24 protein-coding genes and 1 pseudogene are annotated in these 19,819 nt (G+C 53.1%); 15 read left to right on the top strand and 10 right to left on the bottom strand.

Annotated features, from left to right (window positions below):
* The first annotated feature begins 52 nt into the window (after positions 1-52).
* Positions 53-847 (top strand): diphthine synthase, encoded by a 795-nt coding sequence (dph5, locus tag HBUT_RS00655; protein WP_011821320.1) that lies wholly within the window; start codon positions 53-55, stop codon positions 845-847.
* Between the two features lie 2 nt (positions 848-849).
* On the opposite strand, the gene HBUT_RS00650 is transcribed toward dph5, so the two are convergent.
* Both HBUT_RS00650 and HBUT_RS00645 read right to left on the bottom strand, forming a co-directional pair.
* Positions 850-1,365, bottom strand: a complete 516-nt coding sequence (locus tag HBUT_RS00650) for a hypothetical protein (protein ID WP_011821319.1) — start codon at positions 1,363-1,365, stop codon at positions 850-852.
* Positions 1,366-1,381: 16 nt separating this feature from the next.
* Positions 1,382-2,611: a M20 family metallo-hydrolase gene (locus HBUT_RS00645; RefSeq protein ID WP_011821318.1), complete on the bottom strand. Its 1,230-nt coding sequence runs from the start codon at positions 2,609-2,611 to the stop codon at positions 1,382-1,384.
* Between the two features lie 258 nt (positions 2,612-2,869).
* Here HBUT_RS00645 and HBUT_RS00640 point away from each other — a divergent pair, with 258 nt between their 5' ends.
* Together HBUT_RS00640 and HBUT_RS00635 are read left to right on the top strand one after the other, a co-directional pair.
* On the top strand, positions 2,870-3,778 hold the full coding sequence (locus tag HBUT_RS00640) for a thiamine-phosphate synthase family protein (RefSeq protein WP_048061352.1): 909 nt from the start codon (positions 2,870-2,872) through the stop codon (positions 3,776-3,778).
* Positions 3,763-4,215 carry a DUF488 domain-containing protein gene (locus HBUT_RS00635; protein WP_048061351.1) on the top strand — a complete coding sequence of 151 codons (453 nt, stop codon included), beginning with the start codon at positions 3,763-3,765 and terminating at the stop codon, positions 4,213-4,215. Before HBUT_RS00640 ends, HBUT_RS00635 begins: the two co-directional genes overlap by 16 nt.
* Positions 4,216-4,217: 2 nt before the next feature.
* Here the strand turns inward: HBUT_RS00635 and HBUT_RS09740 are convergent, their stop codons facing one another.
* Together HBUT_RS09740 and HBUT_RS00630 are read right to left on the bottom strand one after the other, a co-directional pair.
* Positions 4,218-4,397 (bottom strand): hypothetical protein, encoded by a 180-nt coding sequence (locus HBUT_RS09740; protein ID WP_011821315.1) that lies wholly within the window; start codon positions 4,395-4,397, stop codon positions 4,218-4,220.
* Between the two features lie 7 nt (positions 4,398-4,404).
* On the bottom strand, positions 4,405-5,010 hold the full coding sequence (locus tag HBUT_RS00630) for an ATP/GTP-binding protein (RefSeq protein WP_011821314.1): 606 nt from the start codon (positions 5,008-5,010) through the stop codon (positions 4,405-4,407).
* Positions 5,011-5,106: 96 nt separating this feature from the next.
* Here HBUT_RS00630 and HBUT_RS00625 point away from each other — a divergent pair, with 96 nt between their 5' ends.
* The 6 genes and pseudogenes from HBUT_RS00625 to HBUT_RS00600 all read left to right on the top strand — a co-directional run.
* Positions 5,107-5,472, top strand: a complete 366-nt coding sequence (locus tag HBUT_RS00625; RefSeq protein ID WP_011821313.1) for a hypothetical protein — start codon at positions 5,107-5,109, stop codon at positions 5,470-5,472.
* 157 nt (positions 5,473-5,629) lie between these two features.
* Positions 5,630-5,827 (top strand): ribbon-helix-helix domain-containing protein, encoded by a 198-nt coding sequence (locus tag HBUT_RS00620; RefSeq protein ID WP_011821312.1) that lies wholly within the window; start codon positions 5,630-5,632, stop codon positions 5,825-5,827.
* A 38-nt stretch (positions 5,828-5,865) separates the two neighbouring features.
* Positions 5,866-6,117, top strand: coding sequence for a hypothetical protein (locus tag HBUT_RS00615; protein WP_011821311.1), 252 nt, complete (start codon positions 5,866-5,868; stop codon positions 6,115-6,117).
* A 60-nt stretch (positions 6,118-6,177) separates the two neighbouring features.
* Positions 6,178-7,554: an NfeD family protein gene (locus tag HBUT_RS00610; protein ID WP_011821310.1), complete on the top strand. Its 1,377-nt coding sequence runs from the start codon at positions 6,178-6,180 to the stop codon at positions 7,552-7,554.
* A 119-nt stretch (positions 7,555-7,673) separates the two neighbouring features.
* Positions 7,674-8,564 (top strand): CBS domain-containing protein, encoded by an 891-nt coding sequence (locus tag HBUT_RS00605; RefSeq protein WP_011821309.1) that lies wholly within the window; start codon positions 7,674-7,676, stop codon positions 8,562-8,564.
* 295 nt (positions 8,565-8,859) lie between these two features.
* Positions 8,860-9,213, top strand: a pseudogene (locus HBUT_RS00600) (Fur family transcriptional regulator); the annotation flags it as partial.
* 107 nt (positions 9,214-9,320) lie between these two features.
* Here HBUT_RS00600 and HBUT_RS00595 read toward each other — a convergent pair.
* From HBUT_RS00595 to HBUT_RS00585, 3 genes are all read right to left on the bottom strand, one after another.
* A complete protein-coding gene (locus HBUT_RS00595; RefSeq protein ID WP_011821307.1) occupies positions 9,321-9,656 on the bottom strand; it encodes a hypothetical protein in 336 nt (111 codons plus the stop codon).
* A 101-nt stretch (positions 9,657-9,757) separates the two neighbouring features.
* Positions 9,758-11,365 carry a CTP synthase gene (locus tag HBUT_RS00590; protein WP_011821306.1) on the bottom strand — a complete coding sequence of 536 codons (1,608 nt, stop codon included), beginning with the start codon at positions 11,363-11,365 and terminating at the stop codon, positions 9,758-9,760.
* 25 nt (positions 11,366-11,390) lie between these two features.
* On the bottom strand, positions 11,391-12,371 hold the full coding sequence (locus HBUT_RS00585; protein ID WP_011821305.1) for a PLP-dependent cysteine synthase family protein: 981 nt from the start codon (positions 12,369-12,371) through the stop codon (positions 11,391-11,393).
* A 116-nt stretch (positions 12,372-12,487) separates the two neighbouring features.
* Between HBUT_RS00585 and pyrF the strand changes: the two genes are divergently transcribed.
* Genes pyrF through pyrC form a run of 6 tightly spaced genes read left to right on the top strand, consistent with a single transcriptional unit; the run spans position 12,488 to position 17,226 of the window.
* Positions 12,488-13,144, top strand: coding sequence for an orotidine-5'-phosphate decarboxylase (pyrF, locus tag HBUT_RS00580; protein WP_011821304.1), 657 nt, complete (start codon positions 12,488-12,490; stop codon positions 13,142-13,144).
* Positions 13,141-13,746: an orotate phosphoribosyltransferase gene (gene pyrE, locus HBUT_RS00575; protein ID WP_011821303.1), complete on the top strand. Its 606-nt coding sequence runs from the start codon at positions 13,141-13,143 to the stop codon at positions 13,744-13,746. The genes pyrF and pyrE overlap by 4 nt, the downstream gene beginning before the upstream one ends.
* A gap of 7 nt (positions 13,747-13,753) precedes the next feature.
* Positions 13,754-14,701, top strand: a complete 948-nt coding sequence (gene pyrB, locus HBUT_RS00570; RefSeq protein WP_011821302.1) for an aspartate carbamoyltransferase — start codon at positions 13,754-13,756, stop codon at positions 14,699-14,701.
* A 4-nt stretch (positions 14,702-14,705) separates the two neighbouring features.
* Positions 14,706-15,188 carry an aspartate carbamoyltransferase regulatory subunit gene (gene pyrI, locus HBUT_RS00565; RefSeq protein ID WP_011821301.1) on the top strand — a complete coding sequence of 161 codons (483 nt, stop codon included), beginning with the start codon at positions 14,706-14,708 and terminating at the stop codon, positions 15,186-15,188.
* Between the two features lie 2 nt (positions 15,189-15,190).
* Positions 15,191-15,964 carry an iron-sulfur cluster-binding protein gene (locus tag HBUT_RS00560; protein WP_011821300.1) on the top strand — a complete coding sequence of 258 codons (774 nt, stop codon included), beginning with the start codon at positions 15,191-15,193 and terminating at the stop codon, positions 15,962-15,964.
* The gene (pyrC, locus tag HBUT_RS00555) at positions 15,952-17,226 is read left to right on the top strand and encodes a dihydroorotase (protein WP_011821299.1); all 1,275 of its coding nucleotides are present in this window, start codon (positions 15,952-15,954) and stop codon (positions 17,224-17,226) included. The genes HBUT_RS00560 and pyrC overlap by 13 nt, the downstream gene beginning before the upstream one ends.
* On the opposite strand, the gene HBUT_RS00550 is transcribed toward pyrC, so the two are convergent.
* The 3 genes from HBUT_RS00550 to HBUT_RS00540 all read right to left on the bottom strand — a co-directional run bounded on the left by HBUT_RS00550 (position 17,195) and on the right by HBUT_RS00540 (position 19,552).
* A complete protein-coding gene (locus HBUT_RS00550) occupies positions 17,195-17,506 on the bottom strand; it encodes a signal recognition particle protein Srp19 (protein ID WP_011821298.1) in 312 nt (103 codons plus the stop codon). The two genes, pyrC and HBUT_RS00550, sit on opposite strands and share 32 nt — an antisense overlap.
* A gap of 73 nt (positions 17,507-17,579) precedes the next feature.
* Positions 17,580-18,812, bottom strand: a complete 1,233-nt coding sequence (locus HBUT_RS00545) for an ABC transporter permease (protein ID WP_011821297.1) — start codon at positions 18,810-18,812, stop codon at positions 17,580-17,582.
* Positions 18,809-19,552 carry an ABC transporter ATP-binding protein gene (locus HBUT_RS00540; protein ID WP_011821296.1) on the bottom strand — a complete coding sequence of 248 codons (744 nt, stop codon included), beginning with the start codon at positions 19,550-19,552 and terminating at the stop codon, positions 18,809-18,811. The genes HBUT_RS00545 and HBUT_RS00540 overlap by 4 nt, the downstream gene beginning before the upstream one ends.
* Between the last annotated feature and the right edge of the window lie 267 nt (positions 19,553-19,819).

The raw sequence follows: 19,819 nt of genomic DNA, 5'->3' as shown, positions 1-19,819 counted from the left end.
TGTGTAGGACTATAATCTCCAGCGGCACGACTCTCAAGGCGGAGGGAGGGTTTTGCCGCTTTACCTGGTTGGTGCCGGTATTTCCGCTAGGTATCTTACGCTTAGAGCGATACAGCTCATAGGCTCCGCTGATGTGGTTTACATTGATACATACACCAGTATAGCGCCGGGCATCGATGAGGAGCTGGTAACTAGGCTTAACCCGCGGGCCCGCATTGTTAAGGCCTCGAGGGAACTGCTTGAGCAAGGGTCGAGGAGGATTGTCGAGGAGGCCCAGAGAATGAATGTTGTCGTGCTTGTACCTGGTGATCCCTTACACGCTACGACCCATATAGCGCTGTTGCTCGAAGCTCGTCGGGCAGGAGTTGACGCCGAGGTTGTGCCAGGGGTATCCGGGCTCCAGGCTGTGGTTGATGCTACGGGGTTGCAGGTCTACAGATTTGGGAGGCCGGTGACTCTCGTCTACCCCGAGGAGGGCTTTAAGCCATATAGCACGATCGATGTTGTAAGGAATAACCGTAGAGCAGGTTTGCACACAATGGTCCTCCTTGACCTCCGCCTAGACGAAGGTCGTGCAATGACTGTTCCAGAGGCTGTCGAGCTGCTTCTGAGCCTAGAGGAGGAACTAGCCCATGAGGAAGGCTGGGAGCCCGAGCTGAGAGACGCGGTAATTGTTGGTGTGGCTAGGGCAGGGTTGGAGGATGGAGTGTGTATAGCGGGGCGCCCCGAGGAGGTTGCCTCTGCTAGTTATCCGCCGCCGCCTCACACGCTTGTAGTAACGGCGCCACGTCTACATCCTATGGAGGCTGAGGCGTTGAAAACATTGTGTGGTTGCAAGAGCTGCTAGGCCTACATGTGGGTGGGGGGCTGCGGCTCCTCAACCTCTATGTACTCGCAGGTCGAGGGTATGAGGAGGAGTAAGGGACCTGCATCACTCGCCTCCACATATATACCCGCTATTGGTGCCTCCTCACCATCGATTTCTAGCCGGAGCTTGTAGAGCTTAATCGGTGCTCCTGTCTCTCCAGCATAGGCTATTGCTGCAAGCCCCCATGTACTATCGATCTCCACATCGCCAATCAGTATCTTACCTCCACGTAGCGTGAAGTTTTCAACCTCAACAGCAGAGCCGGAGGAGAGTATTGCCTCTACATTCTCCTTGCCGAAGCTCGCCATGAGGCAGCCATCAACAACGATCACCGGTACGGCTCCAGCTGAAGTTTCAAGGGCTGCAACGCCGAGACTATAGAAGTGGCATACTATCTGCCCCGAGTCGGGGTCTATCGCGCCCCTCATCTGTAGCAGTATATCAAAGACGCTGTAGGGTATAGTGAAGTACCTTGCAGCTCGAAGCCTTAGATGCATGGCGCTCCACACCCTCCTAGGCAACGTGTAGCAGGTAATAGAGTACAGTGTCCACGTCAGCTAGTATGCTGCTAAGCCTAGCCCTCTCGTTGGGCTTGTGGGCTGTCTCCTCACATGTCATCCAGACGAGAGCGGGGTACCCCTTCTTCCTCAAGTACCTCGCGATCGTGCCGCCGCCAATACCTAGTAGTTTCGGTTCAACATTCCTAGCCTCTCTTATGGCTCTAAGGAAGGCTCTGGTGAAGGGATGGTCTGGGCTTGTTGGTTCGCCAGCGTCATCCCTCGCAACAATTTCTACCTCCACCTTTATGCCGTGGCTTGAGGCAAAGCTGTAGGCTGTAGACTTAACAGTCTCTACAACCTCGTCTATGCTATAGCTTGGCAGTATCCTGGCATCCCAGTATACCGTGTCTACACCAGGTATCGTGTTAATATTACTTACATTCTCCTCCTTCCTTGTAGGCTCAAATGTTGAGACGGGAGGCTCGAAGATTGGGTCGTACCTGGTAAATCTTGTGTGAAGGATCCGGTCAAGCTCCAGGTTAAACATCATACCCAACCGATGGGCGTTAATCCCCTCGTGTGGTGTGCTTGCATGGGCCTGCATACCTACGACACGGATCTTGAACCATAGTATGTGTTTTTCTGCAACTATAACCTTGCTGCCATCGGGGCTGCCAGCGTCAGGAACGAGGAACCAGTTGGACTCCGGAGTGCCGAATACATTCTGACTGAGAAGATACTGTAGACCGTACCTACTACCTGTCTCCTCATCGCTGACAAGGGCGATGCCAAGGTTTACCCTGGGCTTAACCCCCCTCTCAACCAGGTACTTGGCCACTGCAAAAGCTACCACTATTGCCTGGCCGTTGTCCTCCACGCCGCGGCCATATACATAGTCATCTTCGACGGTTACGCTGTAAGGCTCATACCTCCAGAGACTACGGTCACCCTCAGGCACAGTGTCCATGTGGGCTACTATCCAGAGAGTCCTAGAGGTGTCGGCGCCCTCGAGCTGGGCGAGTATGTTGGGCCTTATGCCACCTCTAGCCCTCTCATCCCTCGCATCTACGCGCCAAACCCTCAGCCCAAGTCTTCTAAGCTCATCCTCGAGTACCTTGGCGCGCTCTAGCTCGCCCTCGCCACCCATATCCGGTGGAATGGCCTTTACTGGTATGAAGCTCTTGTAGAGGTCTATAATATAGCTGTGGAGAGTCCTGGCATCAGTCTCGTCGAGTACCCGCAAGCCAAGCCCCCAGGGGTAGCATGCATTGTACACCTAGGCTAAAGACCTACCCTTTACACGGTACAGCTCAATTGCACGTCCTCCTCCCCGTCAAGAGTGGCTGTATATTGTTGCATTCTATCTTCCCGATTTTTAGCGGGCTATAGCTGTGTAGAGGTGTAGGTTTAGAAGCGGCTCTCTACCTCTAAGACTAGTCCGAGGTCTATCTAGCTGGCTAGCCTGAGCGTTATGAGAGCCTAGCGGAGGGGTTTGTGGAGGGTGGTGCCTCACGAGCTTGTTGCCCGCTACCTCATACCGGGCATTAGGGCTCTTGTAGCACATGCTCTGCGGAGGCAAGGGCTAGGCCAGGAGAGGATAGCCAGGCTTCTTGGTGTCTCACAGCCCCTAGTTAGTAGGTATCTGCGCCGAAGATTCGACGATATTCTACAGGAGCTTGGCGAGATAGGCGTTGATATCGATGAGGTACGCTCTATAGTATCTATCCTTGCTGCGAGGCTTATACTGCAAAACTATACTGGCTACATGGAACTGTTTACTAGCTACATCAACACTTTGCTGGCGAGAGGTGCACTCTGCAGCTTCCATAGGAGGCTGGATCCTCGGCTCCCTGTAACCTGCAACATATGCATGAACTTGTTCAAACCTGGCCGGGACCCTTACATCGAGGAGGTTGAAGAGGCTGCGAAATTGTTCGCGTCGAGGCCTGGTGTGGAGAAACTCGTACCATACGTTGGCTCAAACATTGTAGCTGCGAAACCCCAAGCTAAGACTATAGCTGAGGTTGTCGGTCTAACAGGTGCAATAGTGAGGGTCGGAGATAAAGTTGCCATAGTTGGATTTCCCGCGTATGGCGGTAGCAAACATACAGCTTCGATACTCCTCCTAGCCTACTCTAAGTGGTCCGACTGCAGGGCAGCCGTGGTGATAGCTTTCAGCGAGCAGTGTATCGAGAAGTTGAGGAGGACTGGTCTGCGGGTAATAGAGGCAGGGCCCCACGAGTCGCCAGAGAAGCTCCTCGAGGATATAGCTTCGGTGCTGGAGAAGCAGAGAGATCCTGTGGACGTTATAGCTGACCGTGGCGGTATAAATCTTGAACCAGTAATCTATGTATTTGGACGGAGCGCGATGGATGCTGTTGAGCGTGCCCTATTATGCCTCGGAGACTAGTGTATACTGTCGGTCATAGTAATAGAACCCTTGGCGAGTTGATATCATTGCTAAAACTGTACCGGGTAAAGGTAGTAGTTGATGTGAGGAGGTTTCCAACGAGCCGTCGCGTACCATGGTTTCGACGAGAGGTGCTCATGGAGCTATTGCCCGTGCATGGTATAGGCTATATCTGGCTAGGCGAGGTCCTGGGCGGGTTTCGGCCTAGAGGCTACGAGGAATATATGAAGAGTGAGGGGTATAGACGTGGTATAGAGATGCTTGTCAAGGTAGTGGAGTCTGCTAGGGGACCCGTAGCTGTCATGTGCAGGGAGAGGCTGTGGTTTCGTTGCCACCGGAGATTCATTGCAGACACGCTCACTAGCATGGGCTACAAGGTTATGCACATAATCGATGCTAACCGTGCTACACCACATTATCGGCGTAGGAGAGAGTAGAATTAGAGACGTGGGCTTGGCTCCTCAGTGTAGAAGTCCTCTCCGCCTGCCAGTACTTGCTGTATTGTCGCGTAAAGGTCGTCGAGTCCGTAACCCGATACCGATGATACGAACCTTATAGCAGCCTCCATGCCAGGCTCTGGGCCGAGGGCTTCAAGCGCCTTTATTGCAGCCTCAGCCATTAACGGGTCAACACCCCCCACTCACGAGGACGCCGTAGAGAGTGTCGGGGCTGTTTAACTGTTCCTCTATGCTCTCCATCTGCTCAGGTTTTAGGAGGTCAGCCTTGGATATAGCGTTTACCTGTGGCAGGCCGAGCCGAAGCCTCGTGGAGAGTGCTAGTAGGAGGCTTGACGCAAGGCTCCTGGGGTTTGATGCAAATACAGCGTCTACAATGAATACTGTTACAGCCCTATGCTCCCCGATGATCTCCCTCAAGAGATAGGGGCCGGTGTCCCGGAAGGCGAATAATTCCATCTGACCAGGCGTATCTATGAGAACGTAGTTTACCCTCGTAGACTCTATCTCCGAGCGTATAATCTCAACATGGTTTACAAGCATGTCTATCGACGCTATAAGGGCGCCGTTGGGACCGAGCTTATACTTCTCCATCACGCTCCTAGCCTCAACATAGTGGCGGACGTCAACGTCCGGTTCGTAGGGAAGCCACTCAGCAGCAGGGTCGAGGTTTACCCGGGCGACCGAGAGCTGATTAAACTCTAGCCAGTCTCCGAATGCATCGACAAGGTGGGACTTACCGCTACCAGCCGGTCCCACCACAACAACGTAGTACATCCCACCTACTCCCCTACGTCTCTCGCAGTGTCCCCGCGGGGACTAGCACTTATTATTGCCGCGGCCGTCCCGGCCTAGCCTGGGGTGAACCAGTCCTTGGCTAGTAGCGAGGAGAAACTGATACCCGTGAAGGTATCGGGAATACATGACCTTGCAAGAATAGCTGCCAGCATTATAACCCTTGGCCAGCCAGCCTACCTTGTACGCCTCCCTAGCCGTAACGGAGGTAAGGTGTATGGTATCATAGCAGTTCTAAGGGACTACTACAAGCTCTATGGCCTACCCATGCTATACTACTACGTCGATGATGAGGGAAGACTGGGCGATGGCAACTATTTGTTGGTGAAGGTCGACGATCAAGGAGAACATGTGGAGCTATCGAAGAGCACTAGACCGGGATGGGTCGCAATACCAATCATAGACCTTGCTGAGAAGCCACCATTCTTCCCTGACGAACTGTAGCCGGCCTGCCCAGAGCCCATCCAACTCCTGGGGTGGATCCACTCCTCAGGCACATCTCCACCCGAAGCATTGGCCGCAGTAGAAGAGGTAACACACCTCCCCCTAGCTTAAACCCTCGCCGACACCCTACAAGATAACACACCGGTGAGACACAGCAATGAGGCTCGTAACGGTCAAGATGCCCGAAACCTACCTGGAAGGCCTGGATGAACTCGTCAAGATGGGCAGATATAGCAGCAGGAGCGAGGCCATAAGGATTGCTGTGAGGGAGCTGCTTAAGCGTGAGCTGTGGGGGATACCGGAGCACCCAACCGGGCTGGAGCTGTCAAGGCAACCTAGAAGGATAACGGTCTAAGAGGGCTCCTAGCACATGTATTCTCCCGGGTAGGTTTCTTGCCCGGCAGTGGTTTTCTCGTAGTACTAGCCCTCCTGGGCGCTATTCTCGGCATCCTCTACGCTTACGCCTCCCGGGCACGGAGCCTCGAGAGGATACCAGTCTACGCGCTCCTGGGAGCTATTGCTCTGCCTGCTGCATATATTGTTGTAGAGCTGCTTCTACGCCTAGTAGTGCTAATCCTTAAGGCAGTACTCATAGCAATCCTAGCACTCATCTTCTTTGCCTTGCTTAAACGCCTACTAGAATAAGAGGGGTAAGTACTGTAGCACAGTAGGACAGACCCAGGAGACTATAGAGGGTATTGTGACATGAATTTGGGGCGTGGTGTCTACAGGCAGCGCACCTCGATGATTGCAGCTGGTGTACTCGTCATAGTCCTGGGTCTAGCACTGCTGGCAGCTTCCTCCATGGCGAGGCCAGCCGGCGACCTAGTGGTTGTAGCTGAGGTTTATGGCGTTATCGATAGCGCTATGTGTAACTATGTGAATGACGCGATAACCTACGCTCACGAGTCTCACGCTAAGCTCCTCGTAATACTACTAAACACTCCCGGTGGGAGCCTTGACGCAGCACTCTGCATTACTGAAGCTATATCAAAGTCTCCCGTACCTGTCGCAGGTTTTGTTGTTGAGCGCTGGGCTGTTAGCGCGGGCACAATGATACTAATGTGTAGCCATTATGCAGCTATGCAGCCCGGAACAATTATAGGTGCTGTCCAGCCCGTAGCATTAACCCCTACGGGTACCTACCAACCAATAAACGAGTCCAAGATGCTGAACCCAGTGTACAAGAAGATAGAGGCGTGTATGAGGCTATATAATCGTAATATAACGGTTGCGAAGCGCTTTGTCTATGAGAACCTCGTCTTAACAGCTGAGGAAGCCGTAAAAATTCACGTAGTCGAAGCAGTAGCTGTAAACATTCACGATCTCCTAGCGAAGATTAATGGGTCAAAGGTAAACATGGTTTCCGGGCAGACCGAGATAGTGCTCCATGACCCCGTAGTAGAGTACTACAGTATGCCGCTCGGCCAACGGATACTCCACTACCTCTCAGACCCCCTCGTAAGCTCGATATTCTCCAGCATAGGCATACTCCTACTCATAGTTGCACTAGCCTCTGGAACCCTCCAGTTAGCCGTGGTGGCGATAGCACTTCTACTCCTAAGCTTCATAGGGTTCGGCCTCGCTGCTAGCCTTGCAGCAGCTGCACTCATACTCTTCGGTCTAATACTGATAGGTGTAGAACTCTTCGTCACCCCAGGCTTCGGCATAATAGGCTTTACAGGTATAGCGCTGACATTGTTAGGTGTGTTGATAGGGTTCACGGGCAAGCCAACGTATATTGCGGGGGAGAGCCTCAGGGTGGCGCAGCGCATACTAATAGCAGTGATAGTCCCCCTATCAGGGCTCATGGGTATAGTCGTCTATAAGGCTGCAAGGGCTTGGAGAAGGAAGCCCGTCTATATGCCACTACCCGTTGGCAAACAGGGTCGTGCAATAGATGAGATGCCGCCAGGCGGCACAGGCTTCGTCATGGTTGAGGGCGAGTACTGGCAAGCGCGGAACGTTGGTCGTCGAATTATACGGAGGGATGAAAAGGTGAGGGTTGTAGGCAAGGATGGTGTAACCCTCCTAGTTGTACCCTACGAGGAGGGAGGGACTACTGGAAAGGCTTCGACATGATAACATATCATAACATATCCACGACAAAACTAATATTTGGAACATTCTTAGACTGTGAACGCAGAGGAGTTGAGTCCGGTTATATTCTCTCGGAAAGGAAGGGAAGGGGCTTGGGAAACGTGGGGCCTTACAAGCTAACAATGTCGCAGCGTGAGGTGCTCGAGGCACTCATAAGGCTCTACGATGAGCGTAGAAGACTCATTAAGAGTAAGGAGATAGCGGAGCTAGTAAACAAGGATGAGGGCACAGTACGCAACATCATCCTCAGCCTTAAGAGCCTAGGTCTAGTTGAATCTAAGACTGGGCCCACTGGCGGCTATATGCCGACCCTAAAGGCCTACGAGATTATCAGGGGTATACCTGTCCAGCTGCCGGTCAAACTGAAGAAGGCAGGTAAAGAGCTAGACATACCTGTTACCACCATAGAGATTCTAGATATGCTAAACCCGGAAGGCTGTAGGGCCATACTAAGGGTGCAGGGTAGGATTCGCGGCGAGATCAACGTTGGCGATAAGGTTGAAATTGGTCCAACAAAGATAGCTAATGTGCGCATAGAGGGTGAGGTGACGCACATAGATCTAGCAACAAAGCAAATAGGCATTAAGATTACAAGGCTTATAAGCGTGCCAAGAATTCCTGTCGGCGAAATTGCATCAATAGGCAATATTATAACCATAGAACCGGATGCAACGATAAAGGATGCTGCAAAGCTCATGATAGAGAGGAGGGTTAAAGGACTACCAGTAATAGATAGCCGTGGACGCCTCATTGGCATCATAACTCAAACTGACATTGCAAAAGCTGTTGCCGAAGGCCGTATCGATGCAACTGTGAAGGAATATATGTCATTCCCAGTTATAACCATAAGAAGCGACGAGGACATAGGCGATGCAATAGAACTCATGAACCTGCGTGACATTGGTAGGCTCGTTGTCACGGACTCTGAGGGCAAGCCAATAGGAATAATAACTAGGACAGATATCCTCAAGTTTATAGCTGGATTACGATAGTAGCAGTTTCAACATAACTTTTCCCCGCCAAGGCCTATGAGGAGTACTCCCCAGCCCGGAGCCCTGCGGGGCGATGTGGACAATTCCTTTAGCCGAGGCCTATGGTGAACAATGTACTATTAACGAACTAGAAAGAATTATAAGTAGGAACATATTTCACATATCCTGCGGGACTGTGTGAGGTAGACAGTGATGGAGCATGACGAGAGCGTTGAGCAATAATAAGTAATTCGAGTCCAGAGGTCGGCGAAAGACTGACAAACGTGGTTACGAGCTAAAGAGGCATGGGTATAGGGTTACGGCGCAGAGGCTAGCTGTTGCGCGTATAGTATTTGAGACGGTTAAGGATCACCCAAGCTTTATGGAGATACTTGAGAGGGCTAGGAGGGAGATACCAAACATTAGCCCGAGCACTGTGTACAACAACCTCCAGTTACTCGAGAAGCTCGGGTTTATAAAGAGCTTTAGTATCCATGGCGGGACACGCTACGATAACGTGCACACGCACGTAAATGTCGTTTGTATTGATACCGGCAAGGTATTCGACCTAGATGATGTTGGGGCGGCCGAGGGGCTTGCGAGGGTGCTAGAGTCGAAGCTGCCAGGTGCTAGGGTTGAGAACATAGTGGTTTATGCAAGGTGCTCATGATAGGGTGAGGAGGCCTCGGGGCCAGGCTGACATCCTCACCACTCGGAGAGGGCGACAGCTCCTCAACGGCCGCCAGGATGTACTATCTATACACGGGAGGACCAGTATTATGGTTCACTTGTATCACTGCTATGTTGTGCTGTAGCTTGCTCGGGCTTAACTAGATCCAACTCTTCCAGGGTCTTAAGGAGTTCTGCTAACTTCTCGGCTACCCGTCTCCCCTTCTCTGTAAGTTTTGCGCATTTGCTATTGCCGCAGTAGTAGAGTGTTATTAAGCCGAGCATTGCTGCATCGCTTGCGCTTCGGTAGGTTGTGCCTACGCCCATACCATACCTTGGTATTCGGTGTAAGGGCATTGGACCGTGCTCGTAGAGTATTGCTAGTATGCGGAGTATGCCTGGCCGGGCTAGTAGCCAGTAGCGTTTAGCGCCATCCCGCTCCAAGACTGAGTCACCACTCGCGAGTAGTTTCCGCGACGGGATTCGCGGGCCTGTATTGTTGTGTATAGAGGATTCTACGTGGTTTAAAAGGTGCTAGGGTTTGCCTAGTTCTGGCTAGTTGCTGCCCTTAGTAGGCCTAAGAATAGCGGTGCTGGCTTCATTGGTCTGCTCCGGAACTCTGGGTGCGGCTGACTCCCAACGAAGAATCGGTGGCTTCTCAGCTCTATGAACTCGACCCTTCCACCTTCCAGGCTGTAGCCTGAAACCTCCATGCCCGACGCTACTAGCTTGTCTAGGTACTTGGGGTTTACCTCGTAGCGGTGGCGATGTCTCTCATATACTATCTCCTTACCCTCGTAGAGGTTGTAGACTAGCGTGCCTCTTATCAGCTTTATCGGGTAGGAGCCTAACCTCATTGTTCCTCCTAGCTTGGTGAGGTAACGCTGACTCTCAAGCAGGTCTACAACGGGGTAAGGTGTTGCTGGATCTATCTCTGTGCTATTAGCGTCCTCGAGGCCTGCCAGGTGCCGAGCTATAGCGATGACTGCTAGCTGCATGCCAAAGCATATGCCTAGGAATGGTTTCCCAGCTTCTATGACCTCGCGTATGACCGCTATCTTGCCCTCAGCTCCTCTTGCGCCAAAGCCCGGCAGCACTATGACTGCGTCGTTCTCCTCTACTGGCCGGCGGGGGTTCAGTTTACCCCTCTCAATGAGTGTTGACTCGTACCAGTTTAGTACCGGCTTAACGCCGAGGGCTGCTCCGGCGTGACGTAGCGCCTCTATGATGCTTAGGTAGCTGTCCTTGAGCTTGGTGTACTTGCCAACCATTGCTATCCTTACCGGTTTTGAGGCCTCCTTAACGCGGCGAACAAACTCCCTCCAAGCGTCTAGGTCTGGCTTACGCTTCTCAAGGCCGAGCCTCTCAACGATAAAGTTTCCGAGGCCCTGCTCCTCGAGGATTAGTGGAACCTCATAGATCACCTCGACGTCTGGGTTACTGAACACTGCGCTTGGGGGTAGGTTTGCGTAGAGAGCTATCTTGTTTCGGGCCTCCTCCTCTAGTGGGCGTGTACTACGGGCTATTATGGCGTCTGGCTGTATGCCTATGCGGCGTAGCTCTTGTACACTATGCTGTACAGGCTTGGTCTTCTGCTCACCCGTCGTCGAGAGAACGGGGACCAGTGCCACGTGTATGAATAGTGTATTATTGTAGCCTTCCTCCATCCTCATCTGCCTCACGGCCTCTAGGAATGGTAGCCCCTCAATATCACCTACAGTGCCACCAATCTCGACCAGCACTATGTCGGCTGAGGTTTCTCTTGCAACATCCCTTATCCTGTCCTTAATCTCGTTTGTTATGTGGGGGATTACTTGTACTGTTTGTCCCAGGTAGTCGCCACGTCGCTCCCTCTCTATCACTGATAGGTAGATCTGTCCTGTCGTGATGTTGTTCTTCTTGGAGAGGAAGGTGTCGAGGAACCTCTCATAGTGGCCTAGGTCTAGGTCTGTCTCGCCACCGTCCTCGGTTACGAAGACCTCGCCGTGCATGTAGGGGTTCATAGTGCCTGCGTCAACGTTGATGTATGGATCTATCTTTATCGCTGTAACGTTGTAGCCGCGCGCCTTGAGGAGGAGGCCTATAGAGGCTGTAGTTATACCTTTGCCAACGCTGCTGAGGACTCCGCCCGTGACAAAGATGTATTTTGTCATGTGCTGCCCGGTGGGGTGGCTACAGCTACTGCCAAGCTTTAAGGAGTTCGTCTACTTGCGGCGAGTGCGGTTTTATCTTCGCGATTATGTCAGGGTATCTTGATAGGTGGTCTGCAGCCACTATGACTATCGTTGAGCCCCTGTCTAGTGCTCCACACTCTACGAGCCTTGTTGCTGCTACAAATGCTGCACCGGTTGACGGGCCTGCCAGTAGACCTGTCGCGCGTAGTAGCGCGGCTATACCGATTATAGCCTCGGAGGATGAAACCTCTACTACGCGGTCAACGTATCTGCTATACCTGGAGTAGATATCGGGTACGAAGTCGCTCACTAGGCCCTCTATATGGTCTTCGCCTCGGCCTCCAGCGAGTGCTGAGCCTTTCGGAGTCACGGCCACGTTTAGTGTATTGCCTAGGGTCTCCTTAAGTCTCCTGCCAACGCCGGTCACTGTGCCGGCTGTGCCAACGCCCATGACGAATGCGTCCACATGCTTAACCTGGGAGAGCAGCTCGCTCGCCGTTGTCTCGTAGTGAGCTAAATGGTTCATCTCGTTGGCCATCTGGTCGAGGAAGAAGCAGCCCATCTGGGCTATCTCCTCTCTAGCCCTCTCGCGGCCACTCCCCTCAGTGGTCACCTCAACTATTTCACCGCCAAACATTCTGATAAGCTTCTTCTTAACCGCCGATGCCGTCTTTTCGACAAATAGCACCGAGCGGAGGCCTAGGAGGTGTGCAATCCACGCAACCGATGTTGCCGTATTGCCGCTGCTAACCTCGGCAACACAGCCCCCGGGGTCCACAGCGCCAGACTCTATAGCACCTTTAATCATGTAAAGGGCTATGCGGTCCTTGTGGCTCCCTGCCGGGTTTACGTATTCCAGCTTTACACAGAACCTATATGAGCCCAGGGTAAAGCATTTAGTTGGAGTACCCCCTACGATACGCGAAAGCCTCTCTATGGCTTGGAGGAGTTCTTCGCGGCTAGAGGGTTTAGAGGCTAGAACCATTTTCGGACACCCAGGAGAGGCGGTTACGCATATAGTGTCCGGCTATTAGCGCTCTCGCACAAACTACATTAATAAATGTAACCTTTGTGTAATGTTTCCTCCATGGGAGTCGACTCTTGACGCTCGTAGCTGCAATAGACCGTGATCCAGCCGAGGAACTAGTTTCGAAGCTATGCAGGGTGGTTGCAGGCTTCAAGCTTGGCATTCCACTGCTGCTTAGGTATGGTGCAGCTTACGCGCATAGGCTGCGTAAACTCTGTAGAGACGCACTATGGATTGCTGATCTAAAGCTTGCAGACATAGGTAGCACCATGGTTGCTAGCGTGGAGCCTCTTCTCGGAGCCGTAGATGCCTTCATAGCGCATGCGGTGGTTGGGGTGGAGGGTGCACTTGACCAGCTGGCCAACACGCTGGAGGAACATGGAACTAAACTGGTGCTCGTAGTAGCTATGAGTCATCCAGGCGCCTCCAGCCTTTACAATAAGCTCGTAGAAGACAATATTGAGGTGGCGAGGAGGATCAGGGCGTGGGGCGTAGTTGCGCCAGCAACAATGCCGGAGCTCGTAGCGCTTGTGCGGAGTAGGCTGCCGGAAGTAAAGGTGTTCTCGCCAGGAGTTGGCGCGCAAGGAGCGAAGCCTGGCGACGCCCTTTGCGCAGGAGCTGATTACGAGATAGTTGGGAGACTAATTACGTCCTCGCCGGATCCTCTCGAAGTTGCTAAGAAGGTTCTGGCGGAGCAGAAAAAGAGACTTGAGAGGTGCTGGAAGCCGTGAACAGCTATGCACTAGATCTAGCTGATGTGCTTGTCGAGGCTGGTGCGATAAGGTTTGGAGAGTTTAGACTCTCCAGCGGCTCCACAAGCCCTATCTACATCGATATGAGAATTGTGCCTTCGAAGCCACAACTGTTCCGCCGTGTACTAGGCATGCTTGCCGAAAAGCTTAACGATGTCAGGGAGGTTGATGTTGTTGTTGGTGTGGCAACGGCAGGCATTATCTGGGCTACGGGGCTCGCGCTCCTCTCCGAGAAACCTTTAGCATATGTCCGACCCAAGAGGAAGGAGCATGGCCTACAGAGGGTTGTGGAGGGGATTGTTGAAGGGCGTCGTGTACTAGTCGTAGACGATGTTGCTACCACGGGATCTAGCCTCGCATCGGCCGTGGAGTCTCTCAGGGAGGCTGGTGCTGAGCCAGTAGCAGCCATGGTTATTGTAGACCGTGAGCAGGGTGCTGTTGAGAGACTCGCAGATTACGGTGTTAAGCTCTACAGTCTCGCAACTCTACGTGAGATAATCCATGCAATGGTTGTCAAAGGATATCTTGACCCAGCTGAGGCCACGAGGCTTATAAACCTTCTATACGGTGAAAGCTTGTAGAGGGCTTTTGGGCTCTGGCTCGGGCTGGAAGGGCCGGGATGTAATTAGCATCCTAGATTTTGACCGGGATAGCCTTGAGCAGCTCTTCGAGGTCGCTGACAAGTTCTCCTCCCTGCTCAGGGAGAGGGGGCGCATACCACTCCTAGAAGGTTATATTGTCGCCTTAGCCTTCTTTGAGCCCTCCACGAGGACCAGGCTGAGCTTTGAAACAGCCGCGAAGAGGCTAGGGGCAGACACTATAGGGTTTACGAGCGAAGAGGCTATCAGTATAGCCAAGGGAGAAACACTAGCCGATACTATACGTATGCTCGACTCCTATGCGGATATGATAGTGTTAAGGCACCGCTACGAGGGAGCAGCACTCTATGCTGCCGAAATAGCAGAACACCCGGTGATAAATGCTGGCGATGGTAAACAACATCACCCAACGCAGGCAATGCTCGACCTCTACACGGTCAGGAAGCTTTTCGGTACAATAGACGGGCTCACCTATGGGGTTCTCGGCGATCTCCGCTACGGGAGGGCCGCCTCGAGCTTCATATTGGCCCTGACAATCTATCGGCCTAGAATGATTTACCTTATTTCGCCGCCTCTGTTGAGAGTGAGGCCCGAGGTACGCATGGTACTTGACGAGAGAGGGATGAGGTATAGGGAGGTTGAGAGCCTCGAGGAAGTTCTAGGCGAGCTAGACGTCCTCTACGTGACGCGTATCCAGCGGGAGAGGTTTCCGGATCAACGCGAGTACGAGAAGGTCCGGGGGAGCTACCGCGTTACACTGGAGCTGCTAGAACAGCATGCTAGGAGGGAGCTGCGTATCCTTCACCCGTTGCCAAGAGTTGATGAGATAGCGCCGGAGGTAGACGGGACCCCATACGCTGCCTACTTTGAACAAGCCCGTAACGGTGTGCCAGTCCGTATGGCGCTCCTAGCTCTCATAGCTGGCCGGGAGGTGTAGCCGGTTGGAGAGCGGGTCAGGCCTCCTGGTTAGGAGGATACGTGAGGGAACCGTGATAGACCATATACCTGCAGGTAGGGCTTTGACTGTGTTAAAGATACTGGGCATAACTGGGCGCGAGGGAGCTAGGATAGCTGTTGTGATGAATGTTGAGAGTCGGAAGCTTGGCCGGAAAGATATCGTGAAGATTGAGGGTCGCCACCTTAGCCCCGAGGAGGTGGATAAGATAGCATTGGTAGCTCCGAGGGCTACAATAAACATTATCCATGACTACCGTGTCGTGGCGAAGCGTCGTGTCACAGTGCCAGACATTGTTGAGGGTATACTGATGTGCCCCAATCCGTCCTGCATAACGAGGGTTGGGAGGGAGCCGGTGAAGCCGAGATTCCGTGTAGTGTCGAGGCAGCCACTGGTGCTCCAGTGCGTCTATTGTGGTACCCTCGTATCGGAGGAGGATGTGGCCGAGCAATTAGCTGAGGGAGGCTAGGTGTGCAACGCTACAGCTACCATAGCGTTGAGCTTGTGCGCATACTATGGCGAGGTCCGCGTCAGGTTATGCTAGAGTATCGCTACCTAGACAGTGCCCCGTCTCTCTCGCCGGGACAGTTTATACTGTTCTGGGTTCCAGGCTCAGAGGCCATACCGTTGACACCCCTCTACAGTGATGCTAGTAGATTGGTTCTGCTAGTAGTTGAGCGGGGCCCGACTACTGCCAGGCTCGTCTCGTCGCCTCCGCGCCATGCTGGCGTCATAGCTGTTCTGGGTAGGCGGTTCACCTACCGCGGGGACGAGATGGTGTTCCTAGCCGGTGGCGTTGGCGTGGCAGCTGTGGCTATGGCTGCGAGGGAGGCAGCGCAGTCAGGTGTAAGGGTTACAGTTTTCTATGGTGCCCGTAGTGCCGGCGAGCTAGCACCCGTCGAGGAGTTCCTAGGCGGTGCCAGGGTCATCTACGCGACGGATGATGGTAGCCGAGGACTCCGGGGAACAGTGCTTGACGCACTTCACGCCAGCGGGCTCCGTGTAGGCGATGTATACACGGTTGTTGCTGGCCCAAAACCCCTACTGTGCAGGGCTTACAGCGAGGCCGCTGAGGCTGGGCAGCTGGAACGGCTTGCCCTCAGCATAGAGACAATGGTTAGATGTGGCCTCGGCTTCTGTGGGAGCTGCACCATACCCTGCACAGGCATGCTGCTCTGCCGTGACGGTCCCGTAGTTCCGGCTGTTAGGCTTGGCTGCTGGGTGGTGAGGGAGTGCCAGAACTAGCCATCTGCGGCCACCTCGTAGATGGCTATGGCGTCTACGGGAGTGGTTGCATCAACATTGAGGGAGACAGGATAGCTTCGGTAACAAGTGAGCCCAGGGCGCCGGAGAGGCTCGACTACCGAGATATGGGCGGCATAGTACTGCCCGGCATGATAGACCTCCACGTTCACCTAAGGGGGCTCAAGCTATCCTACAAGGAGGACGAGGCTACTAGTACACGTGCAGCCGCAGCCTCGGGCATAACGCTCGTGGCAGACATGCCGAATACCATGCCGCCACTAAGGTCGAAGAGTGCTATTGATGCTAAGCTTGCCGCGCTAAGGAGGATGAGCCTCGTAGACTATGCTGTCTACGCCGGGGTACCTGACGAGCCCGAAGAGGCGCGGGGGCTCGCAGAGCTGCCTATTGCAGGGTTCAAGGTTTATCCCGAAGACCTGGAGGAGAGGAGAGGCACACTACGAAGGATAGCTAGGCTACACAAGCTACTAATCCTTCACGCAGAGCACCCCGTGGCGTTGAAGAGCATAGTAGAAGCCGAGGATACGAGGGCTGCTATGAGGGGCTGCTGGGCCGAACTCGCTGGGCTCATGGAGGTACTAGATCTTGGTCCGGCGAGGCTCCATGTAACCCATGCTAGCTGCCCCAGCACTGTGCTAGCAGCCAAGAAGGTGGGTGCAACAGTTGATGCTACGCCGCACCACCTCTTCTACAGCCTCCGAGGCAGCGATTGTGGATGGAGGGTTAACCCACCCCTGCGCAGCAAGGCTGAGCGCCTATCCATGCTCAAACTCCTAGCAGAAGGCATGGTGGACGCGTTGGCGAGCGATCATGCACCCCACTTGCTGCGGGAGAGGATAGACCCCCTATCCTGTAGCCCGGGCTTTGCATGGCTCGACTCATGGCCTCTACTTGCGGCTTGTCTTGTAGCCTCTGGCACTCTAAGTCTCCAGGATTACGCGCGTTTGACATCTCTAAATCCTGCAAGGATACTCGGCATAGACTCCGTCTACGGCTCCCTGCAGCCGGGCATGAGGGCGAACATAGTGGTCATCAAGCTCGAGCGTTGGCACCGGCCAGCAAGAATCTACAGCAAGGGTGAAAACCCAATAGAGAACATTATCGAGGTATGTGCTGCACTGAAGGCAGTAATCGTGGGAGGCACGCTTGTCTACCTTGATGGCGAGTTTACTGGCGAGAAACCTGAAACAGTTAACGCTATAGAATACGCCTCTACTTACCTAGCCTCCTCCTCTCCTCCCTAAGCTTCTTTACCTCTTGAGCTATCATACGTAAAGTGTTAAGCTTGGAGCCAACCTTATCCACAACCACTCTTTTACGCTGCTCCCACCAGCTACGGGGATAAGCTGCCTCCTCAACTGTTGGGTTTAGGCCCAGCCTATTGGCAGCCTCAACTATTTCCTCAACCCTTGGCTTCCTAACAGCATCTCTCAATGGTATCTTCCTGCCCTCAGACCTAGAAAGCGTAGAGTCAATATTTGCTGGCCAGAGCACAATCCTCCTGCCCCGATACTCTTTACTCAAACCCCAGCACCTCACTATTGTAGGGGCTCAGCCTGAGGGTACCTTCCACACCACTCGGCCCGATAATCCTTCCTCACCGCCCCAGGCGTCTCAACTTTAGCCCGAACCCTATTAGTATGCGCTCACTCGATACCAATCGCGACATAGCATATACTGCTGCGACAGTATAGACAGTGTTGAATGCCAGAGATGCCAGAGCAATACTATACGATGCTTTGAGGCCAGAGTATAGCGCCACCATGGGCGCTGAGGCCGGTATGGCTGCCACAGCATATGCCTTGGCGCCGGGTGGCAAGCCTATAAACATGATAGATATCGCCATCACGAAGAGAGGTGCTACAATAACGCCTATAGTTGACTGTGCAGCTCTCACATCCTCTGCAAGGCTGCCAATAAGCATTGCAACTGTGGCTATTAGCAGCGATGCTACCAGGAGACCAGCAGCGAATAGGACTAGGAGGCTGGGGTCAGCAAATACAGCCTTAAACCCAGCACCTGGTGCAACAGCCTCAGAGTAGTAGAGCATTGCAGCTGAGAACACAGCAGCCTCTAGCAACCCTATGGCAAATGAGCCGACAATTTTTGCCCATACGATAGAACTCCTACTAATTGGCTGGGAAAGTAGTAGCTCGAGAGTCTTCTCGGCCCTTTCATAGGCCATGCTTGTTGCCGAAACCTGGGCAACCATTATCAAAGCGAAGAGGGGGACATATATCATCATCGTTATTGTGTTATAGAGTGCTTGCAGCTCTTGTTCGTCAACAAGCCCTATTCTCGGCAGTTCTATGTATATACCCGTTTTCACCGGCGAGCCTATAAAGGTAGGTGTTACACCTAGCCTGTTGGCGATAATTCTGCTAGCAGTTTCAGATATCAGTGATGCCAGTACCAAGGCAGGATGTGAGGCGAGTTCTGCGATTGATGTGGGGGCTACCGAGCCATATACATGCACGGTGGCTGGGTATCCGGAGGATATGTTCCTGCTGAACTCTTCCGGGAACACTATGACAATGTCATAGCTCTCCATCAGCCTGATTGGGTCACCCTCAACGATATCCATGTGTATATTCGTAGTCCTGGTTAGCTCGCTGATAATCTCGCGCCAGAGGTCACCCTTGTCTAGTCCAACAACGGCTATGTGGGTCTTTGTGAGTGCTTCAGTTCTCGTCTTGGCGGCCTCTTCTATTGCTTGTGTCGTGAACTGGCCGAGCATAATTATTAGCATAGGGGCTATTATTAGGCTGGCTATAAACGCTCTATCCCTCAGAATACTTTTTATCTCCTTAACAGCAAGCACGCCGATCATGCGTTAACACCTCCCGTAATCTTCTCGAATACTTGCTCGAGGTTCTCTGCCGAGAACTTCTCCTTCAGCTCCCTTGGAGAGCCCTCGGCGAGTAGCCTGCCGCCGTAAATTATGCCCACGCGGTTGCAGAGAAACTCAACCTCAAGCATGTTATGGCTGCTCAGTAATACTGTGATGTTGTGTTCTCGGTTGTAGCGTAGTATCATCCTCCTCATGCGCATACTCTGCATCACGTCGAGACCAGATGTAGGCTCGTCAAGTATCAGTAGTCGAGGCCTTAATGCAAGAGTTATTGCGAGCAAGAGACGACGCTTCATGCCCTTACTATAGCCTCCAGCAGGCCTCTCAAGTTCCTCCCAGCTAAGCCCAGAGAGCCGAGCAGCCTCGTCTATGAAGGCTTCACGGTCGCGGCTACTCTTGAACCGGGTCTTCGCAAAGAGTTCTATAATCTCGATACCTTTTAGCCTTCGGTAAACTCCTGCATCCTCTGGGAGGTATGCTATGAGGCTTCTCACCTTCGCTGGCTCCGAGAGTACGTCTATGTTGTAGATTAGCACTTTCCCCGAGGTTGGACGTAAAAGCGTGGCAAGTATGCGTAGTGTAGTTGTCTTCCCCGAGCCGTTAGGCCCAACTAGCCCGTATATTTCGCCATCGAATACCGTGAAGGAGAGGCCTCTTAGCGCGTGAACTCCACCTGGGTAGACCTTGTGAAGGTTTTCAGCCCGTACAGCGGTCTCCAAACTCAACAGCCTCTTCAGATAGGCCTTCAAGGAGAGCTGTGAAAGTACCTAAATATGCTTACCGAAGAGATTGCAGAGAGTATTATGTCATGTGATCGCATATGCTGTATCCTCTTTGGTGGTCAGAACCCCACACCCATCAACATCCCGTCCGGAGGGTTCTGTTCGCCAGCTCGTCATCATCCCTTTGCGTGTAGTGGCGGGGCTCTGCAGCGGTTGGGGCCCGTTCATCCCCGCGTGGTCGCCGGTAATACCAGTCTTCATCGC

The sequence above is a fragment of the Hyperthermus butylicus DSM 5456 genome (assembly GCF_000015145.1).
Classification (GTDB): domain Archaea; phylum Thermoproteota; class Thermoprotei_A; order Sulfolobales; family Pyrodictiaceae; genus Hyperthermus; species Hyperthermus butylicus.
Note: the sequence above shows the minus strand (reverse complement) of the source record. Positions and strands in the feature narration are given on the sequence as shown.